The sequence below is a fragment of the Streptomyces sp. NPDC096013 genome (assembly GCF_044763565.1).
Lineage (GTDB): Bacteria > Actinomycetota > Actinomycetes > Streptomycetales > Streptomycetaceae > Streptomyces.
In genome coordinates this window covers 199,500-219,033 of the sequence record NZ_JBIWGK010000006.1, presented here as the reverse complement: position 1 = coordinate 219,033, position 19,534 = coordinate 199,500, and the positions used below count along the sequence as shown (strand labels likewise).

Here is a 19,534-nt window from a genome sequence, read left to right as displayed (position 1 = left end):
AGAGAGCCCCGGCACCCTCCACAGGGCGCCGGGGCTCTTCGCGTTCCGGGGCTAGCCGTTCAGGCCTCCGAAGAAGCCGCCGCCACCGTTGTTGCCGTTGCCGTTCCCGGTGCCCACGCTGGTGAGGGTGATCTGCGTGCTGCCGGGGTCGTTGACCTGGTTGCCCTGACCCGGGTCCTGCTGGGTCACGATCGCGTTGTCGCTCTGGTCGCTGTTGTCGGCGAACTGGATGTTGGTGAAGCCGTTCTGCTGAAGGATCTGCTTGGCGTTCTTCACCGTCTGGCCGACGACGTTCGGGACCTGGGTCTGGGAGACCTTGCCGATCTGGATGTTGACCGCCGAGTTCTTGTCGACCTGCGTCCCGGCCGTGGGCGAGGTCGCGACGACCTTGCCGTTCAGGTTCGTGTCGGTGGTCGCCACCTCGGTGCAGTTCCCGACGAGGTCGTTCTGCTGCATCTGCGCCTTGGCGTCGTCACAGCTCTTCCCGCTGACGTCGGGAACCGTGGACTTCGCCTGGGCCTTGGCGACGGTCAGGGTGATGGTGGTGCCCTTCTCGACCTCCGCACCCAGCGCCGGGTCCTGCTCCAGCACGGTCCCCGGGTCCTCGCCGGACACCTTCTCCTTCTTCTCCACCTTGAACTGGTACTTGTCACCGGTGAGCGTGGAGGAGGCGTCGTCGAAGCTCTGGCCCACGACACTCGGTACGACGACCTTCGGCGCCCCGGTCGAGACGACCAGGTTGACCGTGGAGTCCTTCTTGACCGAGGTGGTGGGGCTCGGGTCCTGCTTGCAGATCTTGCCCTTGGTCTGGTTCTCGCAGGTCTGCGACGTGAACGACAGCTTCAGGCCGATGTTGTCCGCCATGGTCCTGGCGGCAGTCTGCGTCTGGCCGATGAAGTTCGGGGTGCTGACGTTGTCGTTCGACGTGTCGTTCCCGCTGAACGCCCACTTCCCGATCAGGATCGCGCCCACCAGCACCAGGACCGCCGCAACGACCAGCAGGATCGTCGAGGTGTTCGTCTTCTTCTTCTGCTGGCGGCGCCGGTCGGGACGGTCGTCGTAGCCGAAGCCGCCGTCGTCCGGGTTCATCGGGGGAAGCATCGTGGTGGCGCCGGCGTCCGAGCGCAGGGCCGTGGTGGCCTGGTCGTCGCCGTAACCGCCGTAGCCGACCGAACCCAGTGCCGCCGTCGCGCCGACCGGCTGTCCGTCGAGGCAGGCCTCGATGTCCATGCGCATCTCGTCGGCGGACTGGTAGCGGTAGTTAGGGTCCTTGGTGAGCGCCTTCAGGACGATCGCGTCCATCTCCGGCGTGATCTCCCCGTCGAAGACGCTCGGCGGCTGCGGCTCCTCGCGTACGTGCTGGTACGCCACCGCGACCGGGGAGTCGCCCACGAAGGGCGGCCGTACCGTCAGCAGTTCGTAGAGGAGACAGCCCGTCGAGTAGAGGTCCGAACGGGCGTCGACCTGCTCGCCCTTCGCCTGCTCCGGCGAGAGGTACTGAGCGGTGCCGATGACCGCGGACGTCTGCGTCATCGTCATGCCGGAGTCGCCCATCGCGCGGGCGATGCCGAAGTCCATCACCTTGACCTGGCCGGTGCGCGTCAGCATGACGTTGGCCGGCTTGATGTCGCGGTGGACGATGCCGTTGCGGTGTGAGTACTCCAGCGCCTGGAGGATGCCGATGGTCATCTCCATGGCCCGCTCCGGCAGCAGCTTGCGACCGCTGTGGAGCAGCTCACGGAGGGTGGAACCGTCGACGTACTCCATGACGATGTACGGGATCGAGACCCCGTCGACGTAGTCCTCGCCCGTGTCGTAGACCGCGACGATCGCGGGATGGTTGAGCGAGGCGGCCGACTGGGCCTCCCGGCGGAACCGGGCCTGGAAGGAAGGGTCGCGCGCAAGGTCGACGCGCAGCGTCTTCACCGCCACCGTGCGGCCGAGGCGTGTGTCATGGGCGAGGTAGACCTCCGCCATGCCACCACGGCCGAGCACTTGGCCCAGCTCGTACCGGCCGCCGAGGCGACGCGGCTCTTCCATAGTTCCCTACCAGCCCTCTCCGTCGGTCCCGACCCGCACGGATGTGCGGTCGGAGGCTAGCCGTCCGGGCCTACCGTACCCGGCTGGCTTTGTGTGACCTGGCCAAGCCCGTCACCCGATACAGGACCGGTATCGCAACGTGCACCGATGTGAAGGGGACGTGAGCGGAGTCACTTCTTGCTGTTGATGACCGCCTCCATAACGCTCTTCGCGATCGGGGCCGCGAGGCCGCCGCCGGAGATGTCGTCACGGTTGGCCTTGTCGTCCTCGATGACCACCGCCACGGCGACCGGCGAGCTGCCGTCGGAGAGCTTGGCATAGGAGAGGAACCAGGCGTACGGGTTCTCGCTGTTCTCGACACCGTGCTGAGCGGTACCGGTCTTGCCGCCGACGGTGACGCCGGGGATCTTCGCGCTGGTGCCGGTGCCCTTCTCGACCACCGTCTCCATCATCGACTGGAGGATCTGCGCGTTCTTCGAGGAGAGAGGCTGGCTCATCTCCTGGGGCTCGGTCTGCGCGATCGTGTCGAGGTTCGACGACTGGAGCTTGTCGACCATGTACGGCTTCATCAGCTTGCCGTCGTTGGCGACCGCGGAGGCGACCATGGCCATCTGCAAGGGGGTCGCGGCGGTGTTGTACTGGCCGATCGAGGAGAGCGCGGTCTGCGACTGGTTCATCTTGTCGGAGAAGACCGAGGCGCTGGAGCGGACCGGGGTGAACTGCTCGGCGTCGAAGCCGAACTTCTTCGCCTCGGCCAGCATCTTGTCGTTGCCGAGGTCGGAGCCGACCTTGCCGAAGACGGTGTTGCAGGAGTACTGCAACGCGACGCGCAGGGTCGCGTTCTTGCAGGGGATGTTGCCCTCGTTCTTCAGCTGGGTCGTGGTGCCCGGCATGGTCCACGGCAGCGGCGAGTCGGTGGCCTGGTCGGCGGACGAGTACAGGTTGTTCTGGAGCGCCGCGGACGCGGTGACCACCTTGAAGGTCGAGCCCGGCGGGTAGGTCTCGCGCAGCGCGCGGTTCAGCATCGGGTCGTTCGGGTCGTACTTCTTCTGGAGCTTCTGCCAGGCCTTGGAGTCCGTGGAGGTCGAGTTCCCCGCGAACGACGAGGGGTCGTACGACGGGTAGGACGCCAGCGCCAGGATCTTGCCGGTGGACGGGTCGAGGGCGACGACGGCGCCCTTGCCGCCCTGGTTCTTCAGCCCCTTCCACGCGGCGTTCTGCGCGGCCGCGTTGAGGGTGGTGACGACGTTGCCGCCCGACTTCGGCTTGCCGGTGATCATGTCGAGGGTGTTGCGGAAGAAGAGCCGGTCGTCGTTGCCGGTGAGGATGCCGTCCTCGATGGACTCCAGCTGGTTGGCGCCGAAGGCCTGCGAGGCGTATCCGGTGACCGGCGCCCACATCGCGCCGTTCTTGTACGTCCGCTTGTACTTCAGGTCGTTCAGCCCGGAGGTGCTGGTCTCGGTGGAGCCCGTGATCGGATTGCCGTCGACGATGATGTCGCCGCGCGGGGTGGAGTAGCGCGCGATGGTGACACGGCGGTTGTTCGGGTCGTCCCTGAGGCCGTCGGCCTTGACGTACTGGAGCCAGTTGTCGCGCAGCAGCAGGGTGAGGACCAGGAGGCCGCAGAAGAGCGCGATCCGGCGCAGGGGCTTGTTCATGACGGGCGGACCACCTGGGTCATCTCGGCGTCGGGACTGGGGGCGGGCGCGGGGGCCGGCCGGCGCGCGGTGTCGCTGATCCGGATCAGGATGCCGATGAGGGCCCAGTTGGCGATGACGGACGAGCCGCCGTACGCCACGAAGGGCATCGTCATACCGGTCAGCGGGATGAGGCCCATCACGCCGCCCGCGACGACGAAGACCTGGAGGGCCATACCGCCGGAGAGGCCGACGGCGAGGAGCTTGCCGAACGGGTCGCGCGCGGCGAGGGCGGTGCGGACGCCGCGCTCCACGATCAGGCCGTAGATGAGCAGGATCGCCATGATGCCGGCGAGGCCCAGTTCCTCGCCGAAGGTGGCGAGGATGAAGTCGGAGTTGGCGGCGAACCGGATGAGGTCGGAGTGGCCCTGGCCGAGACCGGTGCCGAGGGTGCCGCCGGAGCCGAAGGCCCACAGGGCCTCCATCGACTGCGCGGAGTGCCCGGGGACGGTCTTGCTGAGCGTGTACTCCTTCATCGGGTTGAGCCACGCCTGGACACGCTGCTGGACGTGCGGTTCGAAGGTGGCCACGCCGACCGCGCCGGCCGCGGACATCAGCAGACCGAAGACGATCCAGCTGGTCCGCTCGGTGGCGACGTACAGCATGATGATGAACATGCCGAAGAACAGCAGCGAGGTTCCGAGGTCGGTCTCGAAGACCAGGATCAGGATCGAGATGAACCAGACGACCAGGATCGGGCCGAGGTCGCGGCCGCGCGGCAGGTAGAGGCCCATGAAGCGGCGGCTGGCCAGCGCGAGCGCGTCGCGCTTCACCATCAGGTAGCCGGCGAAGAAGATCGCGAGGACGATCTTCGCGAACTCACCGGGCTGGATGGAGAATCCGCCGACCGAGATCCAGATCTTCGCGCCGTAGATGTTGGCGCCGAGGCCCGGCACCAGCGGCAGCAGCAGCAGGACGAGCGCGCCGACCATCGAGATGTACGTGTAGCGCTGGAGGGCGCGGTGGTCCTTGAGGAAGATCAGGACGACGGCGAACAGTCCGATGCCCATCGCGGTGTACATCAGCTGCCGCGGCGCCGCGTTGCCCGCCTGGTTGATCGACTGGAGCAGCTTCGACTGGTCGAGCCGCCAGATGATGACGAGTCCCATGCCGTTCAGCAGCGTCGCCAGCGGCAGCAGCAGCGGGTCCGCGTACGGCGCGAACTTGCGTACGGCCAGGTGCGCGACGCCGGCCAGCAGGCCGAGGCCCAGGCCGTAGCTCAGCAGCCCGGACGGCACCTGGTCGTTGATGGCCAGGCCCACGTTGGCGTAGGCGAACACCGGGATGGCGACGGCGAAGATCAGGAGCGCCAGCTCGGTGTTACGCCGGCTCGGTGCGCCGATGGAGCCGATCGTGGACGTGTGGTGCGACGGCGTGTTGGTAGAACTGCTCATCGTGTGACGGGGCCTCTCACGGCTTGCCTATTACTTGCTGCACTGCGAGACGACCTGCTGCTCTTCCTCCGAGAGGCTGGGACCGGGGCTGGGAGTCGCAGACGGGGTCGGGGACGGGGTCGGTGACGTCGAAGCCGTGGCCGAAGGAGTCGGCTTCGACGTGGCCTTGGACGTGAGCGAGGTGCTGGTGGTTCCCGTGGTGCCGGCGGGCTTCTTGGTCGCGCTGCTCCGCTCGGCCTCCTTCTTGCACGCGGAGGCCTGCACGGCGAGATCGTCGATCTTCTTCTGGGCGTCCTGGAGACCACCCTCGGCGATCGTCGCCTTGACCTGCTTCTGCTGGTAGGGCGGGAGGTACTTGAGTTCGATGTCGGGGTGGTCCTTCTCCACCTTCGACAGCGAGACCCACGCGAGGTCCTGGCTGATGCCCCGGTACAGCGCGACGTGTTCGCCGTTGGCGCCCACGAAGTACTGCGTCTGCGTCCAGCGCCAGCCGCCGTACAGGCCGCCGCCGATGACCGCGAGCGCGAGCACCGTGTAGAAGGATCTCTTGAACCACTTGCGGCCCTTGGAGGGCTTCACGAAGTCGTCGTCGGTGTAGTCCCCGAAGCTGCCCTCGGGGGCGTAGCCGGTGGTGTCGCCGGAGCCGGGCGGGCCGAACTCGCCGCCCCCGCCGTTCTGTCCGGGCACCTGGCGGCCGAGCCCGGAGGCGCGGCCCGCCGGGGTCTGCATGATGCCGTTGTCGTGCTGGTGGAGCTGGTTCTCGGCGACCGCGCCGACGATCACCGGGGTGTCCGACAGCTGCGCGGCGAGGGTGTCACCCGTGTCGAGGTCCAGGACGTCGGCGATGATCACCGTGATGTTGTCGGGGCCGCCGCCGCGCAGGGCGAGCTGGATCAGCTCCTGCACGGTCTCCTGGGGGCCCTGGTAGCTGGCGAGGGTGTCTTCCATCGTCTGGTGGGAGACGACGCCCGACAGCCCGTCGGAGCAGATCAAGTACCGGTCGCCGGCGCGGACTTCACGGATCGACAGGTCCGGTTCGACGTGGTCACCGCTGCCGAGCGCGCGCATGAGCAGGGCGCGCTGCGGGTGGGTGGTGGCCTCTTCCTCGGTGATCCGGCCCTCGTCGACCAGCCGCTGCACCCAGGTGTGGTCCTGGGTGATCTGGGTCAGCACCCCGTCCCGCAGCAGGTAGGCGCGGGAGTCGCCGACGTGGACCATGCCGAGCCGCTGCCCGGTCCACAGCAGGGCGGTGAGCGTGGTGCCCATGCCCTCCAGCTGGGGGTCCTCCTCGACCATCATGCGCAGCTGGTCGTTGGCCCGCTGCACGGCGGTGCCGAGCGAGGTGAGGATGTCGGAGCCCGGCACGTCGTCGTCGAGCGAGACGATGGTCGAGATCACCTCCGAGGAGGCGACCTCACCGGCGGCCTGGCCGCCCATCCCGTCGGCGATCGCGAGGAGGCGTGGACCGGCGTAGCCCGAGTCCTCGTTGCCCTCGCGGATCATGCCTTTGTGCGATCCGGCGGCGAAGCGCAGTGACAGACTCATGCGCACCTCGCCCGTCGGCTCCGGGTACATCCGCACGGTGCCCACCCTCCGGTCGGGAGCGCGCCGGGGTCCGCCAGGCGGTCCGCCGCTGCGTGCTCGCTCCGCTCGCTCATTTTCGTACTACTTCCGCAGCTCGATGACGGTCTTGCCGATGCGGATCGGCGCGCCCAGCGGAATCGGTGTGGGGGTCGTCAGCCGGGACCGGTCCAGGTACGTGCCGTTCGTGGATCCGAGGTCCTCGACGATCCACTGGCCGTCGCGGTCCGGGTAGATCCTGGCATGGCGGCTGGAGGCGTAGTCGTCGTCCAGCACGATCGTTGAATCGTGCGCCCGGCCCAGGGTGATGGTCTGGCCCTGGAGCGCGACGGTGGTGCCCGTGAGGATTCCCTCACTGACGACCAGTTTGGTGGGGGCGTTACGGCCCCGCCGGCCGCCCCCGCTCGGCTGCTGCTGGCGCTGCTGCGGAGGTGCCGCCTGCCGGGCGGCCTGCTGCTGCGGTCGTCCGGCTTCCCGTCGCGAGCCGCGCTGTGTGACACGCGTTCCGAACAGGTCGCTGCGGATGACCTGCACGGCCACGATCACGAACAGCCACAGTACGGCCAGGAAACCCAGCCGCATGACCGTGAGGGTCAGCTCTGACATTGCCCCCGCTTCACCCTTCGGCTTGCCGGTAAATGATGGTGGTGCTGCCCACGACGATCCGCGAGCCGTCGCGGAGCGTAGCGCGGGTGGTGTGCTGCCCGTCCACCACGATGCCGTTGGTGGACCCGAGATCCTGGATCGTCGAGGGCGTTCCGGTCCGGATCTCACAGTGCCGGCGGGACACGCCGGGGTCGTCGATCCGCACGTCGGCTTCGGTGCTTCGGCCCATCACCAACGTCGCGCGGGAGATCTGATGGCGGGCGCCGTTGATCTCAACCCAGTACCGCATGCGTGCGCCGGCCGCCGGGGCGGCCGGGGCCGGCTGGAGGTACGGCGCCGAGCCGCGGGCGCCGGGCGGCGGTGCGGACGGCATGGGCGGCGGGGCGCTCGCGGGGGCGGCTGGCGGATAGCCGTACCCGCCGGGCCGTCCCGCTGCCGGCGGCGCCGCCGGAGCGGGCGTGCCGGGAGCCTGCTGGTTGGTGGAGGAGGCGAGCGTACGGCTGCGCACGCGGTACAGACCGGTGTCGAGGTCGTCCGCCTTCTCCAGGTGGACCTTGATGGGTCCCATGAATGTGTAGCGCTGCTGCTTGGCGTAGTCGCGCACCATGCCGGCGAGCTCGTCACCGAGCTGGCCGGAGTAGGGGCTGAGCCGCTCGAAGTCCGGCGTGCTCAGCTCCACGATGAAGTCATTGGGTACGACGGTCCGGTCGCGGTTCCAGATCGTCGCGTTGTTGTCGCACTCACGCTGGAGCGCGCCGGCGATCTCGACCGGCTGGACCTCGGACTTGAACACCTTGGCGAAGGTGCCGTTGACCAGACCTTCGAGGCGCTGCTCGAACTTCTTCAGGACTCCCACGGGGCACCTCCTCCGTCGTTGCCGCACTGGTTGTCGTACAGACTGCCGTGCTTACCGCTGTGCTGACTTCCTTGGTACTGCTTACTGATCGTATCCACGCGCCGGTAAATCGGCTGGTTCCCCCTTGTCGGCCCGGTCGAACTCCTTCTGCACCACTACCTGTGCACTACTCCTGCCCAGGATCGTAGAGGGGGCCGCAGACAAGTGTCCCGCACCTGGCTGTGGACCTTGCCCGCCTCCTGGGGAGATGGCGGTTACCGGTACGAGGTTGATACGTGGAGGGGTCCACGTTGATACGTGGTGGGGGTCGGGGGTGTTCGTCGGAGAGCTGTTGGGGTTTTTCGGCGTGATGGTGGGGTTTTGTGGGGGTAGGGCGGGGTTTGAGGCGGAGGGTTTGCAGAGGGGGGTCGGGGGTGCTGGGCGGGTGGTTGGCGGCCTTTGGGCGGGGCTGCGGGAGGGGGTCTCCTGGGTGTTCGGCGGGTGTCGGGTGGCTGTCGCGTTGGGCGTTGGGCTGGGCGTTGGGTGGGGTGGTGGCGGGGTTCTCGGCGGGGGTTCGGGTGAGGGGCCGGGTGCGGTGGGGAGGGGGTGGTGAGGGGCAGGGGTGCTGATGGGAGCGGGTGCGGGGTGTGGGCGGGGTCGTGAGTCGGGGTCGGTCGCGGCCTGGCTTCGTGCCTGTACGGGGGTCCGGGGCCGGGCTTGGGCGAGGCTTGGGCGAGGTCTTGCGTGGGGCTGGTGCCGGGGTCTCCGCCGGGGCCGCGCCAGGGTCCCGCGTGGGGCTTCTGCTCAGGGGAAAGGGATGTGAATCCACCCCGTGCACCGTGCTAATCTTCTGCATGTCGGAAGGCGCCAACCCCCTAGGGGCAAGGGCCCGAGGACACACCCAATGCGCGGGTGGCGGAATAGGCAGACGCGCTGGATTCAGGTTCCAGTGCCCGAAAGGGCGTGGGGGTTCAACTCCCCCCTCGCGCACAGACAGAAGTCCCCCAGGTCTCGGACCTGGGGGACTTCTTTGTGTTCACGGTGAGGTGGCTTCGGCGGAGCGTCGGGGTGGGGCGGGCGCGGTGTGATCGTGATTACACGGTTGATGACACGGGTGGGCGGCCGGGCGGGGAGTCTGGGGCCGTTGATTTTCGAGGGCGGTGGAGTGTGGGCTGTCTCACTCTCCGGGCGAACAGCTTCATCGTTCGTCAGCAGCTGATCACCGCGGGGTCTGCCCGGTGTTTCCGGTTGAGCCGGGCTTCGACATGGTCGCTGATGTGGCCGGTGTCACCCGTGACCGCTGCCGCGACCTGGTACGCCGAGCGGGCCCGGCTGCGCCGCTTCGGCTGGGGGGCTGTGCGATCCGGTCGCGGAGTCACGCCTGAACCGTGTGCAAGGGGCCTCTGTCCAAGGTGCCCGACATACGGCTCGGCGAGCGGGTCGAAGGAACGAATCAGCAGGTCAGCGCACTACCTCTTGATCACTCAAGTCGGTGAACCATCCCATCGGCCAGAAACATGATCGCTGCGACGGAGTTCTTTCCGGTCGGAAGAGATGCTCTGCCGGAAGGGGATTTTTCATGGTCGCGCTGTATCGATCCAGATTGTTAACCGCTCTCGCCGCCACGTGTGCGCTCGTGCTGACGAGTGCCTCGGTGGCTCAGGCCGGAGCCGTCGGGACGACTCCTGTGAGGACCTTCGAGTACAGCGTCGGCGGCATGGCGGTGAAGATTCCGACAGGCTGCCTGTTCACTCACATCCTCAGGGGCAGCGGGCGAAGGATCACGTATCAGAACGCGGGCGTCGACTGCGCCTTCGTCGGCGCGCTGAGCAGCGGATTCTGCAACTGGCGCATCGACTTCACGTACGGCGACACCGACAACAGGACCTATCGGAGGTCCCGGGGACGGACGCACCCCGAGTGCAAGATCGATCCGATGCGGAACAACTCTCCCCAGACCCTGCCTCGTTATGGAAGGGCGTGTGCGCACCTCTACGTCAACGGGGTGCGGCGGGTGAGTCAGTGCCACCACATCACGAAGTGAGCCGTTCATGATCGATCAGCAGCAGGGGCCGGAACAGCCCGAGGAGACGCGACGGCGGTCGGCCGGGATCGTCGCGTTCGTGGCGGGCCTCGTCCTCGCGCTCGCCTTCTTCGCCTTCTTCCCCGGGCTTCCGCACGTCATCGACTGGGGGGCGATCGTCGTCGCCGTCCTGGTGGGAGCGCTCGCGCGGTGGCTCTGCCAGGCGTGGATGCGGAAGAGGGGCGGGGGGAGTGAGTGAGGTCGTCCCCCGCGGTTTCGCGGTGTCGCGGTGCTGTGGTGTCGTGGCAGGGCGTGGAACGGTCTAGGCGTCGGCTTCCCTGAAGCTCCTCGGTTAGGCCCGCCTCGGGTGAGGACAATCACACGATGTCCTTACCTGAGGCGGAGGCCGGGGGCAGGGGTCAGGTCAGGCGGCGAGGCGTTCGGCCAGTTCCTTCGCCTTGGTGGCCGCGTCGTCGAGGGCGCGCTCGCGGGACGCTTCGTAGAGCGGGACCAGGTCGGCCATCGCAGGGTTCTGCGGGGCCATGGTCAGCTCCGGAACGATGAACTCGACGTCCAGGCCGAGGGCGTCGACGAGGATCGCCTTCAGGTAGTTCTGGACGTAGTCGTAGCCCTCGCGCGGGGTGCCCGGCCCGTACGCGCCGCCGCGGCTGGCGATCACGACCGTCGGGATGCCCTTCAGCTTCGAGTCCTCGGTGCCCGCGGTGCGGCCCATGAGGATCACGTTGTCCAGCCACGCCTTCAGGGTCGAGGGGATCGTGGCGTTGTACATCGGGGCGCCGATCAGCACCGCGTCCGCCTGCTCCAACTCCTCTATGAGCCGTACGCGCTCGGCGAAGGCCGCTGCCTGCGCCGGCGTGTGCGTGGCCGGGTCCGCGAATCCGGCGGTGTGGGCGTCGACGGTGATGTGCGGGACGGGGTTCGTGGAGAGGTCGCGGTGGATCACCGTGCCCTCCGGGTGCTGCTCCTCCCAGGACGTGCGGAAGGCGTCCGCGACGGCGCGGGAGGCGGAGGCGCCGGCGGGGAACACGGAGGAGTCGATGTGCAGGAGCGTGGCCATGAGGGTCTCCAGGGGGAAGCGAGCACGCGCTGGGCGCGGTGGTCTCGTCTGGGTTTTCAGTAGCTGAGCTTTCGTACTCGACTATGAATAACACAGGTACTTACTTTTTTTCATCCCCGTACGGCAGGGCAGTACCCTGAGGGCATGGCGGTCGAGCAGAGTCACGACATGAGTCACGACATGGGGCAGTGCAAGAAGGTCGACGACGGCATCACCCGTGTCTTCCAGCTGTTCGGAAAGCGCTGGACCGGGCCGATCGTGGCCGTCCTGATGGCACAGCCCGTCCACTTCGCCGACCTGCGCCGGGCGATCCCGGGCATCAGCGAACGCATGCTCTCCGACCGCCTCACCGAACTCGGCGCCGCCGGCCTCCTCGTCCGCGAGGTCGACGAGGGGCCGCCGCTGCGCGTCTCGTACCGGCTGACGGAGTCGGGGAAGGCCCTGGGTCCGGCCCTGCGGGAACTGGGCGAGTGGGCCCAGGTGCACTTGCGTGAGGGGTGGCAGTCGGGCGGGTGCTGAGGGCCGTCGGACGCGGGTTGTGAGGCCGGTGGGGCACGCTCGCGCGGCTCGGCCGGTCGCGTACTGAGCCCGGACCCGGCCCTACGGCCGCCTCACCGAACTCGGCGCCCCCGGTTTTCCACAGGCCCGGAGTTGTCCACAGGGTCTGATGTGTCTTCGGCGGCGGCGGTACGGTCGTCGCGAGTTGATGTTCGGGCGAGCGCACGTGTGAGCGTGGATGTGGTTACGGGGGAGGCGGTCGGCATGGCCGAGGCAGGCATCGGTGTGGGGCGCAGGCTGCCCGGGGTGCGGGGCTTCGCCACGTGGCCCGTGGCGGGGTCGCCCAAGGAGGAGGGGAAGGCGCTGCGGGCGAGCGTCCCGCGCAGCGCGCACGCCGCTCTCGATCTGGACGACGACCGCCCGGACGCGGTGACCGCGGTCGAGGAGTCCGGCCGCGGCCGTATCCCGGGGCTCACGCCGATACGGGTGGGCAGGATGGCGGCCACCCCCTTCGCGTTCCTGCGCGGTTCGGCGGGGCTCATGGCCCACGACCTCGCCCGCACCCCCATGACCCGGATCGGCGCCCAGATCTGCGGCGACGCCCACGCGGCCAACTTCGGGCTCTACGGCGACGCCCGCGGCGGCCTGGTCATCGACCTGAACGACTTCGACGAGACCGTGCACGGCCCCTGGGAGTGGGACCTCAAGCGGCTCGCCGCCTCGCTGGTGCTCGCGGGCCGGGAGGCCGGCGCCGACGAGGACACCTGCCGCGAGGCGGCGCACGGCGCGGTGGGTTCCTACCGCCGCACGATGCGCCTGCTGGCCAAGCTCCCGGTGCTGGACGCGTGGAACGCCATCGCGGATGAGGAGCTGGTCTCCCACGCCGACGCCCGTGACCTGCTCGGCACGCTGGACCGGGTCTCCGAGAAGGCACGGGGCAACACCAGCGGACGGTTCGCGGCCAGGTCGACCGAGGCCGTCGAGGACGGTGGCCGCCGTTTCGTCGATGCCTCGCCGGTGCTGCGCCGGATTCCGGACGCGGAGGCCGCGGCGGTGGCGGCCTCCCTGGAGGAGTACCTGGACACCCTCTCCGAGGACCGCCTCCCGCTCCTCGCCCGGCACACGGTCCACGACGTCGCCTTCCGCGTCGTCGGCACCGGCAGCGTGGGCACGCGGTCGTACGTCGTGCTGCTCCTGGACCACCGCGGCGAACCCCTCGTCCTCCAGGTGAAGGAGGCCCGCCCCTCGGCGCTGGTCCCGCACCTGCTGACCGCCGGGTTCGACGCCCCGCAGGTCCCGCACGAGGGCAGGCGGGTGGTGCTCGGGCAGAAGCGGATGCAGGTCGTCAGCGACATCCTGCTGGGCTGGACGACCGTCGACGGACTGCCGTTCCAGGTACGGCAGTTCCGCAACCGCAAGGGCAGCGTCGACCCCGCCGCCCTCGCCGCCGACCAGATAGACGACTACGGCCGCATGACCGGCGCCCTCCTGGCCCGCGCCCACGCCCACAGTGCCGACCCCCGCCTGGTCGCCGGGTACTGCGGCAAGAACGACGAACTGGACGAGGCGATAGCGACGTTCGCCGTCGCCTACGCCGACCGGACCGAGGCGGACCACGCGGAGTTGGTGGGGGCGGTGCGGTCGGGGCGGATTCCGGCGGAGATGGGGGTGTAGGGGGCGGGGGCGGGGGCGGTGGCGGTGAGAGATGAGGGGTGAGCGGAGGGGGGAGCGGCGAGCAGCGAGGTGAAGGGCGAGGTGAGGGGCGAGCGGAGCGGCAGCGGGTCTGGATGTGGATGTGGATGCCCTCTGTGATCGAGGGCGGGGGAGTTGAACCGGAAGCACACCTGCCCCTTGGTCCGTGAGGCACCCGCGCCCCTTGGTCCGTGAGGCACCCATGCCCCTTGGTCCGTGAGGCACCCATGCCCCTCGGTCCATCAGGCACCTGCGGCCCCCGAGGCACCCACAGCACCCCCATCCCGCACCGCCACCGAGGTCACCCAGAGTCCACAAGGCCCCGGCCCACCCGATGCCCCGTGGCCCGGCGGGCCGTGGCCTAGGCTGGGCGGGTGACGACCCCGGAAGCTGAGCAGTCCCAGTCCGCGCCCGTTGGTGAACCGGCGCCGGAGCAGACGGGTGCCGAGGTGCCGTCCGCCGCCGGAGCCGTGGCGGGCGACGGTTCCGCGCACGAGGGCACCGAGGAAACCCCGGACACCCGGGGCACCGGCGCCGATGAGACCGGCGCCTCCTCGGCCGACTCGCACGCGGCCAACCCCCGCCCGGCCGGTGCCCACCGCGCGGACACCGCGACGCCCCGCCCCGAGGAACGCCTGGAGCGGGCCGTGCGCGCCGCCGAGCAGGCACTGATCGAGTACGAGATCGCGGTGGACACCTTCCGCATCGAGGTCGAGAACTTCTCCCGGCTGCACCACCAGAAACTCGGCCCGATGTACGCCCGACTCGACGAGCTGGACGCCCGGATCGCCGAGGCCACGGCCGCGCGCACCGGCGACCCCGAGGACATCCGCAAGGCGGACGAGGCGCGGGCCCGGGTGATGCCGATGCCCGCGGTCGAGGAACTGTTCCACGGCTGGATGGACGGCGACGGCCTGTTCCCGGAGGCCGCGGCGATGCTCACGGACCAGCCGGTAAGGCCCCCGCAGCGGGTGCGCCCCAGCGAGGAAGCCCGCAAGCTCTACCGCGAGCTGGCCCGCAAGGCCCACCCCGACCTCGCGCAGGACGACGACGAGCGCAAGCGGCGCGAGGAGTTCATCACCCGGGTCAACGCCGCCTACAGCCGCGGTGACGCGCCGCTGCTGCGTGAGCTGGCCGAGGAGTGGGCGGCGGGACCGGCCCCGGCGGAGCGCGGCCCGAGCCCCAGCGAGGAGCTCTACGCCCGCCTCGAATGGCTCGCCCAGCGCAAGGAACTCCTTACGCTCGTCGCCCGCGAGCTGGAGGAGGGCGCCATCGGCTCCATGCTCCGGCTCGCCCCGGACGACCCGGACCGGCTGCTCGACGAGATCGCCGAGCAGTTGCTGGCCCAGGTCGCCGAGCGGGAGGCCGAGCTGGCGGCACTCCTCGGGGAGCCGGGCGCGCCGGAAGGTCCGTCGGGTAGCGTCGGGGCATGAGTTTCGGAGCTGGTGTGCCCACGGTCGAGGTCGGGGACCTCAAGGACGGCGACTTCCTGCTGGACGTCCGCGAGGACGACGAGTGGCAGGCAGGTCACGCCACGGGAGCGCTGCACATCCCCATCAGTGAATTCGTGGCCCGGTACGGCGAGTTGACCGAGGCGGCGCCGCAGGACGGCCGGGTCCATGTGATCTGCCGCTCCGGCGGGCGTTCGGCGCAGGTCACCATGTACCTGGCCCAGCAGGGCATCGACGCGGTGAACGTCGACGGCGGCATGCAAGTGTGGGCCGCCGCGGGCCGCCCCGTCGTCACGGACGAGGGCCAACCGGGCTTCGTGCTCTAGGACTTGCTTCTTGCTCCAGGACTTAAGGGGGCCGGGGCCGCTCCTGAGGGGTTCAGGAGCGTAGGTCCCGGCGCGGACTATCCCAGCGGATGGGCCGCCAGCAGGTCCCCCAACGCCTCCTCGTGTGCCGCCGCCGGGCCGAGCGACAGTTCCAGGTGCTTGGCCCAGGCGTGGTACCGGTGCAGGGGATAGTCGGTGTCGGCGCCGAATCCGCCGTGCAGATGCTGCGCGGTCTGCACGACCCGTCGTACCCCCTCCGCCGCCCAGATCTTCGCCACGGCCAGGTCCGCCGCGGCCGGCAGCGCGCCCGGTGCGTCCGAGGCGATCCGCCAGGCGGCCTGCCACAGGGTGGCCTCCATCGCGCGCAGGTCAATGTAGCGGTCCGCGGCCTGTACGGCGACGGCCTGGAAGGTCGCCACGGGGAACCCGAACTGTTCGCGCCGGCTGGTGTACTCGCCCGTCATGCGCAGCACGGCGGTGCCGAGGCCGAGGGACAGCGCGCAGGTGCCGGCGGTCAGCAGGTCCCGCAGCCACTCCCAGGCCCCCTCGGCGTCGATGACGTCGACCCGGGCGATAGGCACGGATTCCAGGCGTAGTTCGGCGAGCCGTTCGCCCGTGGTCGATATCTGCTCGGCGAGGACGACGCCTTCGCGGTCCGGGGCGACCAGCGCGAGGACGGTCCGGTCGGCGTCCGTGTGCGCCGGTACGACGACCAGGTCCGCGCCGTACGCCCACGGCACCGCCGTCTGCACCCCGTCCAGCACCCACCGGTCACCGTCCCGCCGTGCCGTCACGGCGAGTTCGGCCGGGTCGTGGCCGGTGCGGCCGTTCGCGGCGACGGTCAGCACGAGGTCGCCGCGGCCGGCCCGGGCGAGCAGGGCGGACCTCAACTCCTCACCGCCGTACGCCTGTACGGTCGCCGCGGCCGCGCTGCTCTCCAGGAGCGGCACCCTGGCCAGCACCTTCGCCGATTCGCGAAGCACCAGGCAGAGTGCGATCGCGTCCAGGCTCGCGCCGCCGTACGCCTCGTCGATCAGCAGGCTCAGCAGGTCCGCCTCGGCGAGCCTGGCCCACAGCGCGCGGTCGAAGTCCTCGGCCACGGCGCCCGTGGTGTCCGCCGGGCTGGGCACACCGTCCGGCGCGACATCGGCAAACACCCCCGCCGCCGCCTCGGCCGCCGCCTGCTGCTCCTCGCTGAAGGTGAAGTCCACGGTCCCTGCCCTCCCGCACGCGCACACCGGCCGACAGCCGGGCGTCCGTCCGACCAGATCCGACGGAGCGTCAAGATAGAACAGGTTCTAGAAGAAGGGAACGGGTGCACCTCCGGGGTGTGTACTGGCGGTCGACATGTCCGGCGGCTCCCCCGCGCGGGCGCCGCCGGACATGTCGACCGATCGTTCGGTCCAGGGACTCCATGGTGGGATCCGCCGGGGAGAGGCGTCAACGGCTGTGGATAACCTGCGGGCAGCCGCTGTGGACAACGTGCGTGGCCTGTGAGGCACAGGACTGTGCCCGGGGCGTGCGCCTGAGTACCGTTCCGTGCGACACCGGGGCGCGGTAGGTGTGGAGCGTCGCGGGCCGTCCGGCCGGGCCGGCGCGGTGGACGGCGGCAGCTGGCCGGAAGACGGACGGGACCGGAAACGGGGCGGAATGGACGCGAACGACGGAGGCTCGAACGCCCCCGAGCGGGGCGAGCACGCGCCCGTCTCCGACGAGGACGAGGGGAAGTCGGCGCGCGCAGAGCGGTCACGCCCACCCGCCTCCGACGGGGGCGAGCAGCCGCCTGCCTCCCAGGGCGGTGAGCACGAGCATGCCTCCGTAGGGGAGCCACCCGCGTCTGTCTCCGACAAGACCGAGCAGACGGTCGCCTCCGACGAGGGCGAGCAGCCGCCCGCCTCCGAGGAGGGGCCGCGGGTTCCCGCCTCCGGCGAGGATGAGCGGACGCCCGCCTCCGGCAGGGGCGAGCGCGAGCCGGCCTCGTCGGAGGGGTCACGCCCGCCCACCTCCGATGAGGGGCCGCACACGCCTCCTGCGGTACCTGAGGAGCCACACACGCCCCCCGCCGTACCTGAGAGGCCCCGCACGCCTCCAGCCGGACCTGACGGACCACGCAAGCCCGCCGCTTCGGCAGAGCCTCCTCCGCACGCCGCCCGGGAGGTCCCGTCCCCGCCCGTCACCCCGGAGACCTCGCCCCCGCCCGCCGCCGCCCCGAAGAACCCGAACACGGCAGCCACCTCCGGATGGCCGCGCGTGCCCGCCCAGCAGCTTCCTCACCCGCCGCCCCCCGGCCCACCGGCGCGACAGCAACCGGTACCGGCGCCGGAGTCGCAGTCGGAGTCGGCGGCGTCGTACGATCCCGCCGCTCCCGCGGACCTCTCCACCGGCCGGTATTCGGACGCCCTCACCGCCCCGAACCCGGACGCCCGGGTTGGTGTCTCCGCTCTGTCCCTGCGCTATCAGGTCGCCGCCGCGCTCGCGGTCGCCGTTGTCGCGGTGGGCGCGCTCGTGCATCTCGGGATGGTGTTCCTGCATGTCGCGCCGTCGAACACGGTGACGAAGCAGCACGGCAAGGCGATCGACGAATGGATCTACCCGGAGTTCGAGCAGAACTGGAAGCTCTTCGCGCCGAACCCGCTCCAGCAGAACATCGAGGTCCAGGTGCGTGCCGACGTCCGGAGCGCGGACGGCTCGACCCGTACGACCGGCTGGTACGACCTGTCGGCCGAGGACGGCGCTGCCATCGACGGCAATCTGCTGCCGAGCCACACCGAGCAGAACGAACTGCGCCGGGCCTGGGACTTCCTCACCGCCACGCACGACAACGCCAACCGACCGATCGGCCTGCGCGGCACACTCGCGGAGACGTATCTGCGCCGCATCGTCGTGCTGCGCCTGGGCCGGGACGACGCGGCGGGCAAGGGCGGCGTGGTCCAGCGGGTCCAGATCCGCTCCCGCACCACCAACGTGCCCCCGCCCGAGTGGAGTGACGAGCAGGTGTCGACGACCCCCCAGTACCGCCTGCTGCCCTGGTGGCCGGTCCCGGCCGACGAGGCCGCGGGAGGCGTCCGGTGAACGGTTTCGCACTCTCGGTCTCCCGGGGCATCGCCCGCGTCACCGAGTCGGCCCTCGGCCCCTTCCAGAGCGCCGTCATCCGCATCGGCTTCGCCGGCACCTGGCTGCTGTTCCTGCTCCGCGAACTGCCCCACCGCCAGGAGCTCTACGGCCCCGACGGCCCGTGGAGCTGGGACCTCGCCCACCGACTGGTCGCGGACAACGGCGCGTTCACCGCCCTGATGTGGTCGGACGGGCAGTTCTGGTTCGAGGCGGTGTACGCGCTGGCCGTGCTGGCGAGCGTCCTGCTGCTGCTCGGCTGGCGCACCCGCACGATGTCCGTGCTGTTCATGGTCGGCGTGCTCTCGCTCCAGAACCGCAGCGTCTTCATGGGCGACGGCGGCGACAACGTCCTGCACCTGATGTCCATTTACCTGGTGTTCACCCGCTGCGGCCAGGTCTGGTCCCTCGACGCACGCAGGGCCGCGCGTACGCGGGACGCACGCGCGCGTGGGGAGTGGGTTTCCGACCGGGTCGGGCCCGTCCTGTGGGTCGTGCTCGGCGCGGTGCTCGTCGCGGTGACCTCGGGGGGCCGGTTCGACAGCGCATGGTTCGTGCCCGCGCTCCTGTGGGGCGTGTGGCTGGCACAGGCCCTGTGGTGGGCGATCGGACGCTACGCGAGGTCGTACGAGCCCCAGGTGCTGCTCGACGTCGTGGCGAACGTCGTCCACAACGGCGCCCTGTTCGTGATCGCGAGCGAGGCCTGTCTGATCTACGCGACGGCCGGCTGGTACAAGATCCAGGGTTCCCGCTGGCAGGACGGCACCGCCGTCTACTACCCGCTCCACCTGGACTACTTCTCCCCCTGGCCCGGCCTCGCCGACCTGCTGGCCGGCAACGGCACGATGGTCATGCTCGTGACCTACGGGACCGTGATCGTCCAGGTCGCCTTCCCGTTCACCCTCTTCAACCGGCGCGTCAAGAACGTCCTGCTGGCCGCGATGATGACCGAGCACGCCGTCATCGCCGTGGTCCTGGGGCTGCCGTTCTTCTCCCTGGCGATGATCGCGACGGACGCGGTCTTCCTGCCGACGTCGTTCCTGCTCCGGCTCGGCGGCTGGGCGGCACACGCGCGTGGACGGCTGTTTTCGTCGGGCACCCCGAAACCGCTCCCCGGAGGAGGCGACTCCGTCCCGCCGCCGGACGACCCCGAGCACACCCGCGTGGGCCCGGAGGGCAGCAGCGCGGCCACGTAGGCTGCA

The 19,534-nt window shown here is 69.9% G+C and carries 16 protein-coding genes and 1 tRNA gene; 9 read left to right on the top strand and 8 right to left on the bottom strand.

All coding sequences use genetic code 11. The features are described from left to right. Positions 1-51: 51 nt before the first annotated feature. From pknB to ACIRB1_RS21785, 6 genes are all read right to left on the bottom strand, one after another. Positions 52-2,040, bottom strand: a complete 1,989-nt coding sequence (pknB, locus tag ACIRB1_RS21810; RefSeq protein ID WP_403466635.1) for a Stk1 family PASTA domain-containing Ser/Thr kinase — start codon at positions 2,038-2,040, stop codon at positions 52-54. A 170-nt stretch (positions 2,041-2,210) separates the two neighbouring features. Beyond that, entirely contained in the window at positions 2,211-3,698 is a 1,488-nt protein-coding gene (locus ACIRB1_RS21805; RefSeq protein WP_352179873.1) for a penicillin-binding protein 2, read from the bottom strand. Beyond that, positions 3,695-5,131: an FtsW/RodA/SpoVE family cell cycle protein gene (locus ACIRB1_RS21800; RefSeq protein WP_352179874.1), complete on the bottom strand. Its 1,437-nt coding sequence runs from the start codon at positions 5,129-5,131 to the stop codon at positions 3,695-3,697. The genes ACIRB1_RS21805 and ACIRB1_RS21800 overlap by 4 nt, the downstream gene beginning before the upstream one ends. Before the next feature lie 30 nt (positions 5,132-5,161). Further along, the gene (locus ACIRB1_RS21795) at positions 5,162-6,706 is read right to left on the bottom strand and encodes a Stp1/IreP family PP2C-type Ser/Thr phosphatase (RefSeq protein ID WP_352180096.1); all 1,545 of its coding nucleotides are present in this window, start codon (positions 6,704-6,706) and stop codon (positions 5,162-5,164) included. Between the two features lie 90 nt (positions 6,707-6,796). Beyond that, positions 6,797-7,318 (bottom strand): FHA domain-containing protein, encoded by a 522-nt coding sequence (locus ACIRB1_RS21790; RefSeq protein ID WP_019055182.1) that lies wholly within the window; start codon positions 7,316-7,318, stop codon positions 6,797-6,799. Positions 7,319-7,328: 10 nt separating this feature from the next. Beyond that, the gene (locus ACIRB1_RS21785; protein WP_352179875.1) at positions 7,329-8,174 is read right to left on the bottom strand and encodes a DUF3662 and FHA domain-containing protein; all 846 of its coding nucleotides are present in this window, start codon (positions 8,172-8,174) and stop codon (positions 7,329-7,331) included. Between the two features lie 885 nt (positions 8,175-9,059). Here ACIRB1_RS21785 and ACIRB1_RS21780 point away from each other — a divergent pair. From ACIRB1_RS21780 to ACIRB1_RS21770, 3 genes are all read left to right on the top strand, one after another. After that, a tRNA-Leu gene (locus tag ACIRB1_RS21780) sits at positions 9,060-9,143 on the top strand. A 697-nt stretch (positions 9,144-9,840) separates the two neighbouring features. Then, a complete protein-coding gene (locus ACIRB1_RS21775) occupies positions 9,841-10,197 on the top strand; it encodes a hypothetical protein (RefSeq protein ID WP_403466634.1) in 357 nt (118 codons plus the stop codon). Positions 10,198-10,204: 7 nt separating this feature from the next. Beyond that, positions 10,205-10,435: a hypothetical protein gene (locus tag ACIRB1_RS21770; RefSeq protein WP_403466633.1), complete on the top strand. Its 231-nt coding sequence runs from the start codon at positions 10,205-10,207 to the stop codon at positions 10,433-10,435. Positions 10,436-10,600: 165 nt separating this feature from the next. On the opposite strand, the gene ACIRB1_RS21765 is transcribed toward ACIRB1_RS21770, so the two are convergent. Further along, positions 10,601-11,254, bottom strand: a complete 654-nt coding sequence (locus ACIRB1_RS21765) for an NAD(P)H-dependent oxidoreductase (RefSeq protein WP_352179905.1) — start codon at positions 11,252-11,254, stop codon at positions 10,601-10,603. Between the two features lie 144 nt (positions 11,255-11,398). Here ACIRB1_RS21765 and ACIRB1_RS21760 point away from each other — a divergent pair, with 144 nt between their 5' ends. From ACIRB1_RS21760 to ACIRB1_RS21745, 4 genes are all read left to right on the top strand, one after another. After that, a complete protein-coding gene (locus ACIRB1_RS21760) occupies positions 11,399-11,773 on the top strand; it encodes a helix-turn-helix domain-containing protein (RefSeq protein WP_352179906.1) in 375 nt (124 codons plus the stop codon). Between the two features lie 243 nt (positions 11,774-12,016). Then, positions 12,017-13,426: a DUF2252 domain-containing protein gene (locus ACIRB1_RS21755; protein ID WP_403466632.1), complete on the top strand. Its 1,410-nt coding sequence runs from the start codon at positions 12,017-12,019 to the stop codon at positions 13,424-13,426. A gap of 392 nt (positions 13,427-13,818) precedes the next feature. Further along, positions 13,819-14,877: a J domain-containing protein gene (locus tag ACIRB1_RS21750; RefSeq protein WP_403466631.1), complete on the top strand. Its 1,059-nt coding sequence runs from the start codon at positions 13,819-13,821 to the stop codon at positions 14,875-14,877. A 14-nt stretch (positions 14,878-14,891) separates the two neighbouring features. Next, entirely contained in the window at positions 14,892-15,221 is a 330-nt protein-coding gene (locus tag ACIRB1_RS21745; RefSeq protein ID WP_043675918.1) for a rhodanese-like domain-containing protein, read from the top strand. Between the two features lie 77 nt (positions 15,222-15,298). Here the strand turns inward: ACIRB1_RS21745 and ACIRB1_RS21740 are convergent, their stop codons facing one another. After that, on the bottom strand, positions 15,299-16,432 hold the full coding sequence (locus ACIRB1_RS21740; RefSeq protein ID WP_403466630.1) for an acyl-CoA dehydrogenase family protein: 1,134 nt from the start codon (positions 16,430-16,432) through the stop codon (positions 15,299-15,301). A 1,039-nt stretch (positions 16,433-17,471) separates the two neighbouring features. On the opposite strand from ACIRB1_RS21740, the gene ACIRB1_RS21735 reads away from it, so the two are divergent. Next, positions 17,472-18,293 (top strand): DUF5819 family protein, encoded by an 822-nt coding sequence (locus ACIRB1_RS21735; protein ID WP_403466629.1) that lies wholly within the window; start codon positions 17,472-17,474, stop codon positions 18,291-18,293. Next, on the top strand, positions 18,290-19,528 hold the full coding sequence (locus ACIRB1_RS21730; RefSeq protein ID WP_352179910.1) for an HTTM domain-containing protein: 1,239 nt from the start codon (positions 18,290-18,292) through the stop codon (positions 19,526-19,528). Before ACIRB1_RS21735 ends, ACIRB1_RS21730 begins: the two co-directional genes overlap by 4 nt. The last annotated feature ends 6 nt before the right edge of the window (positions 19,529-19,534 follow it).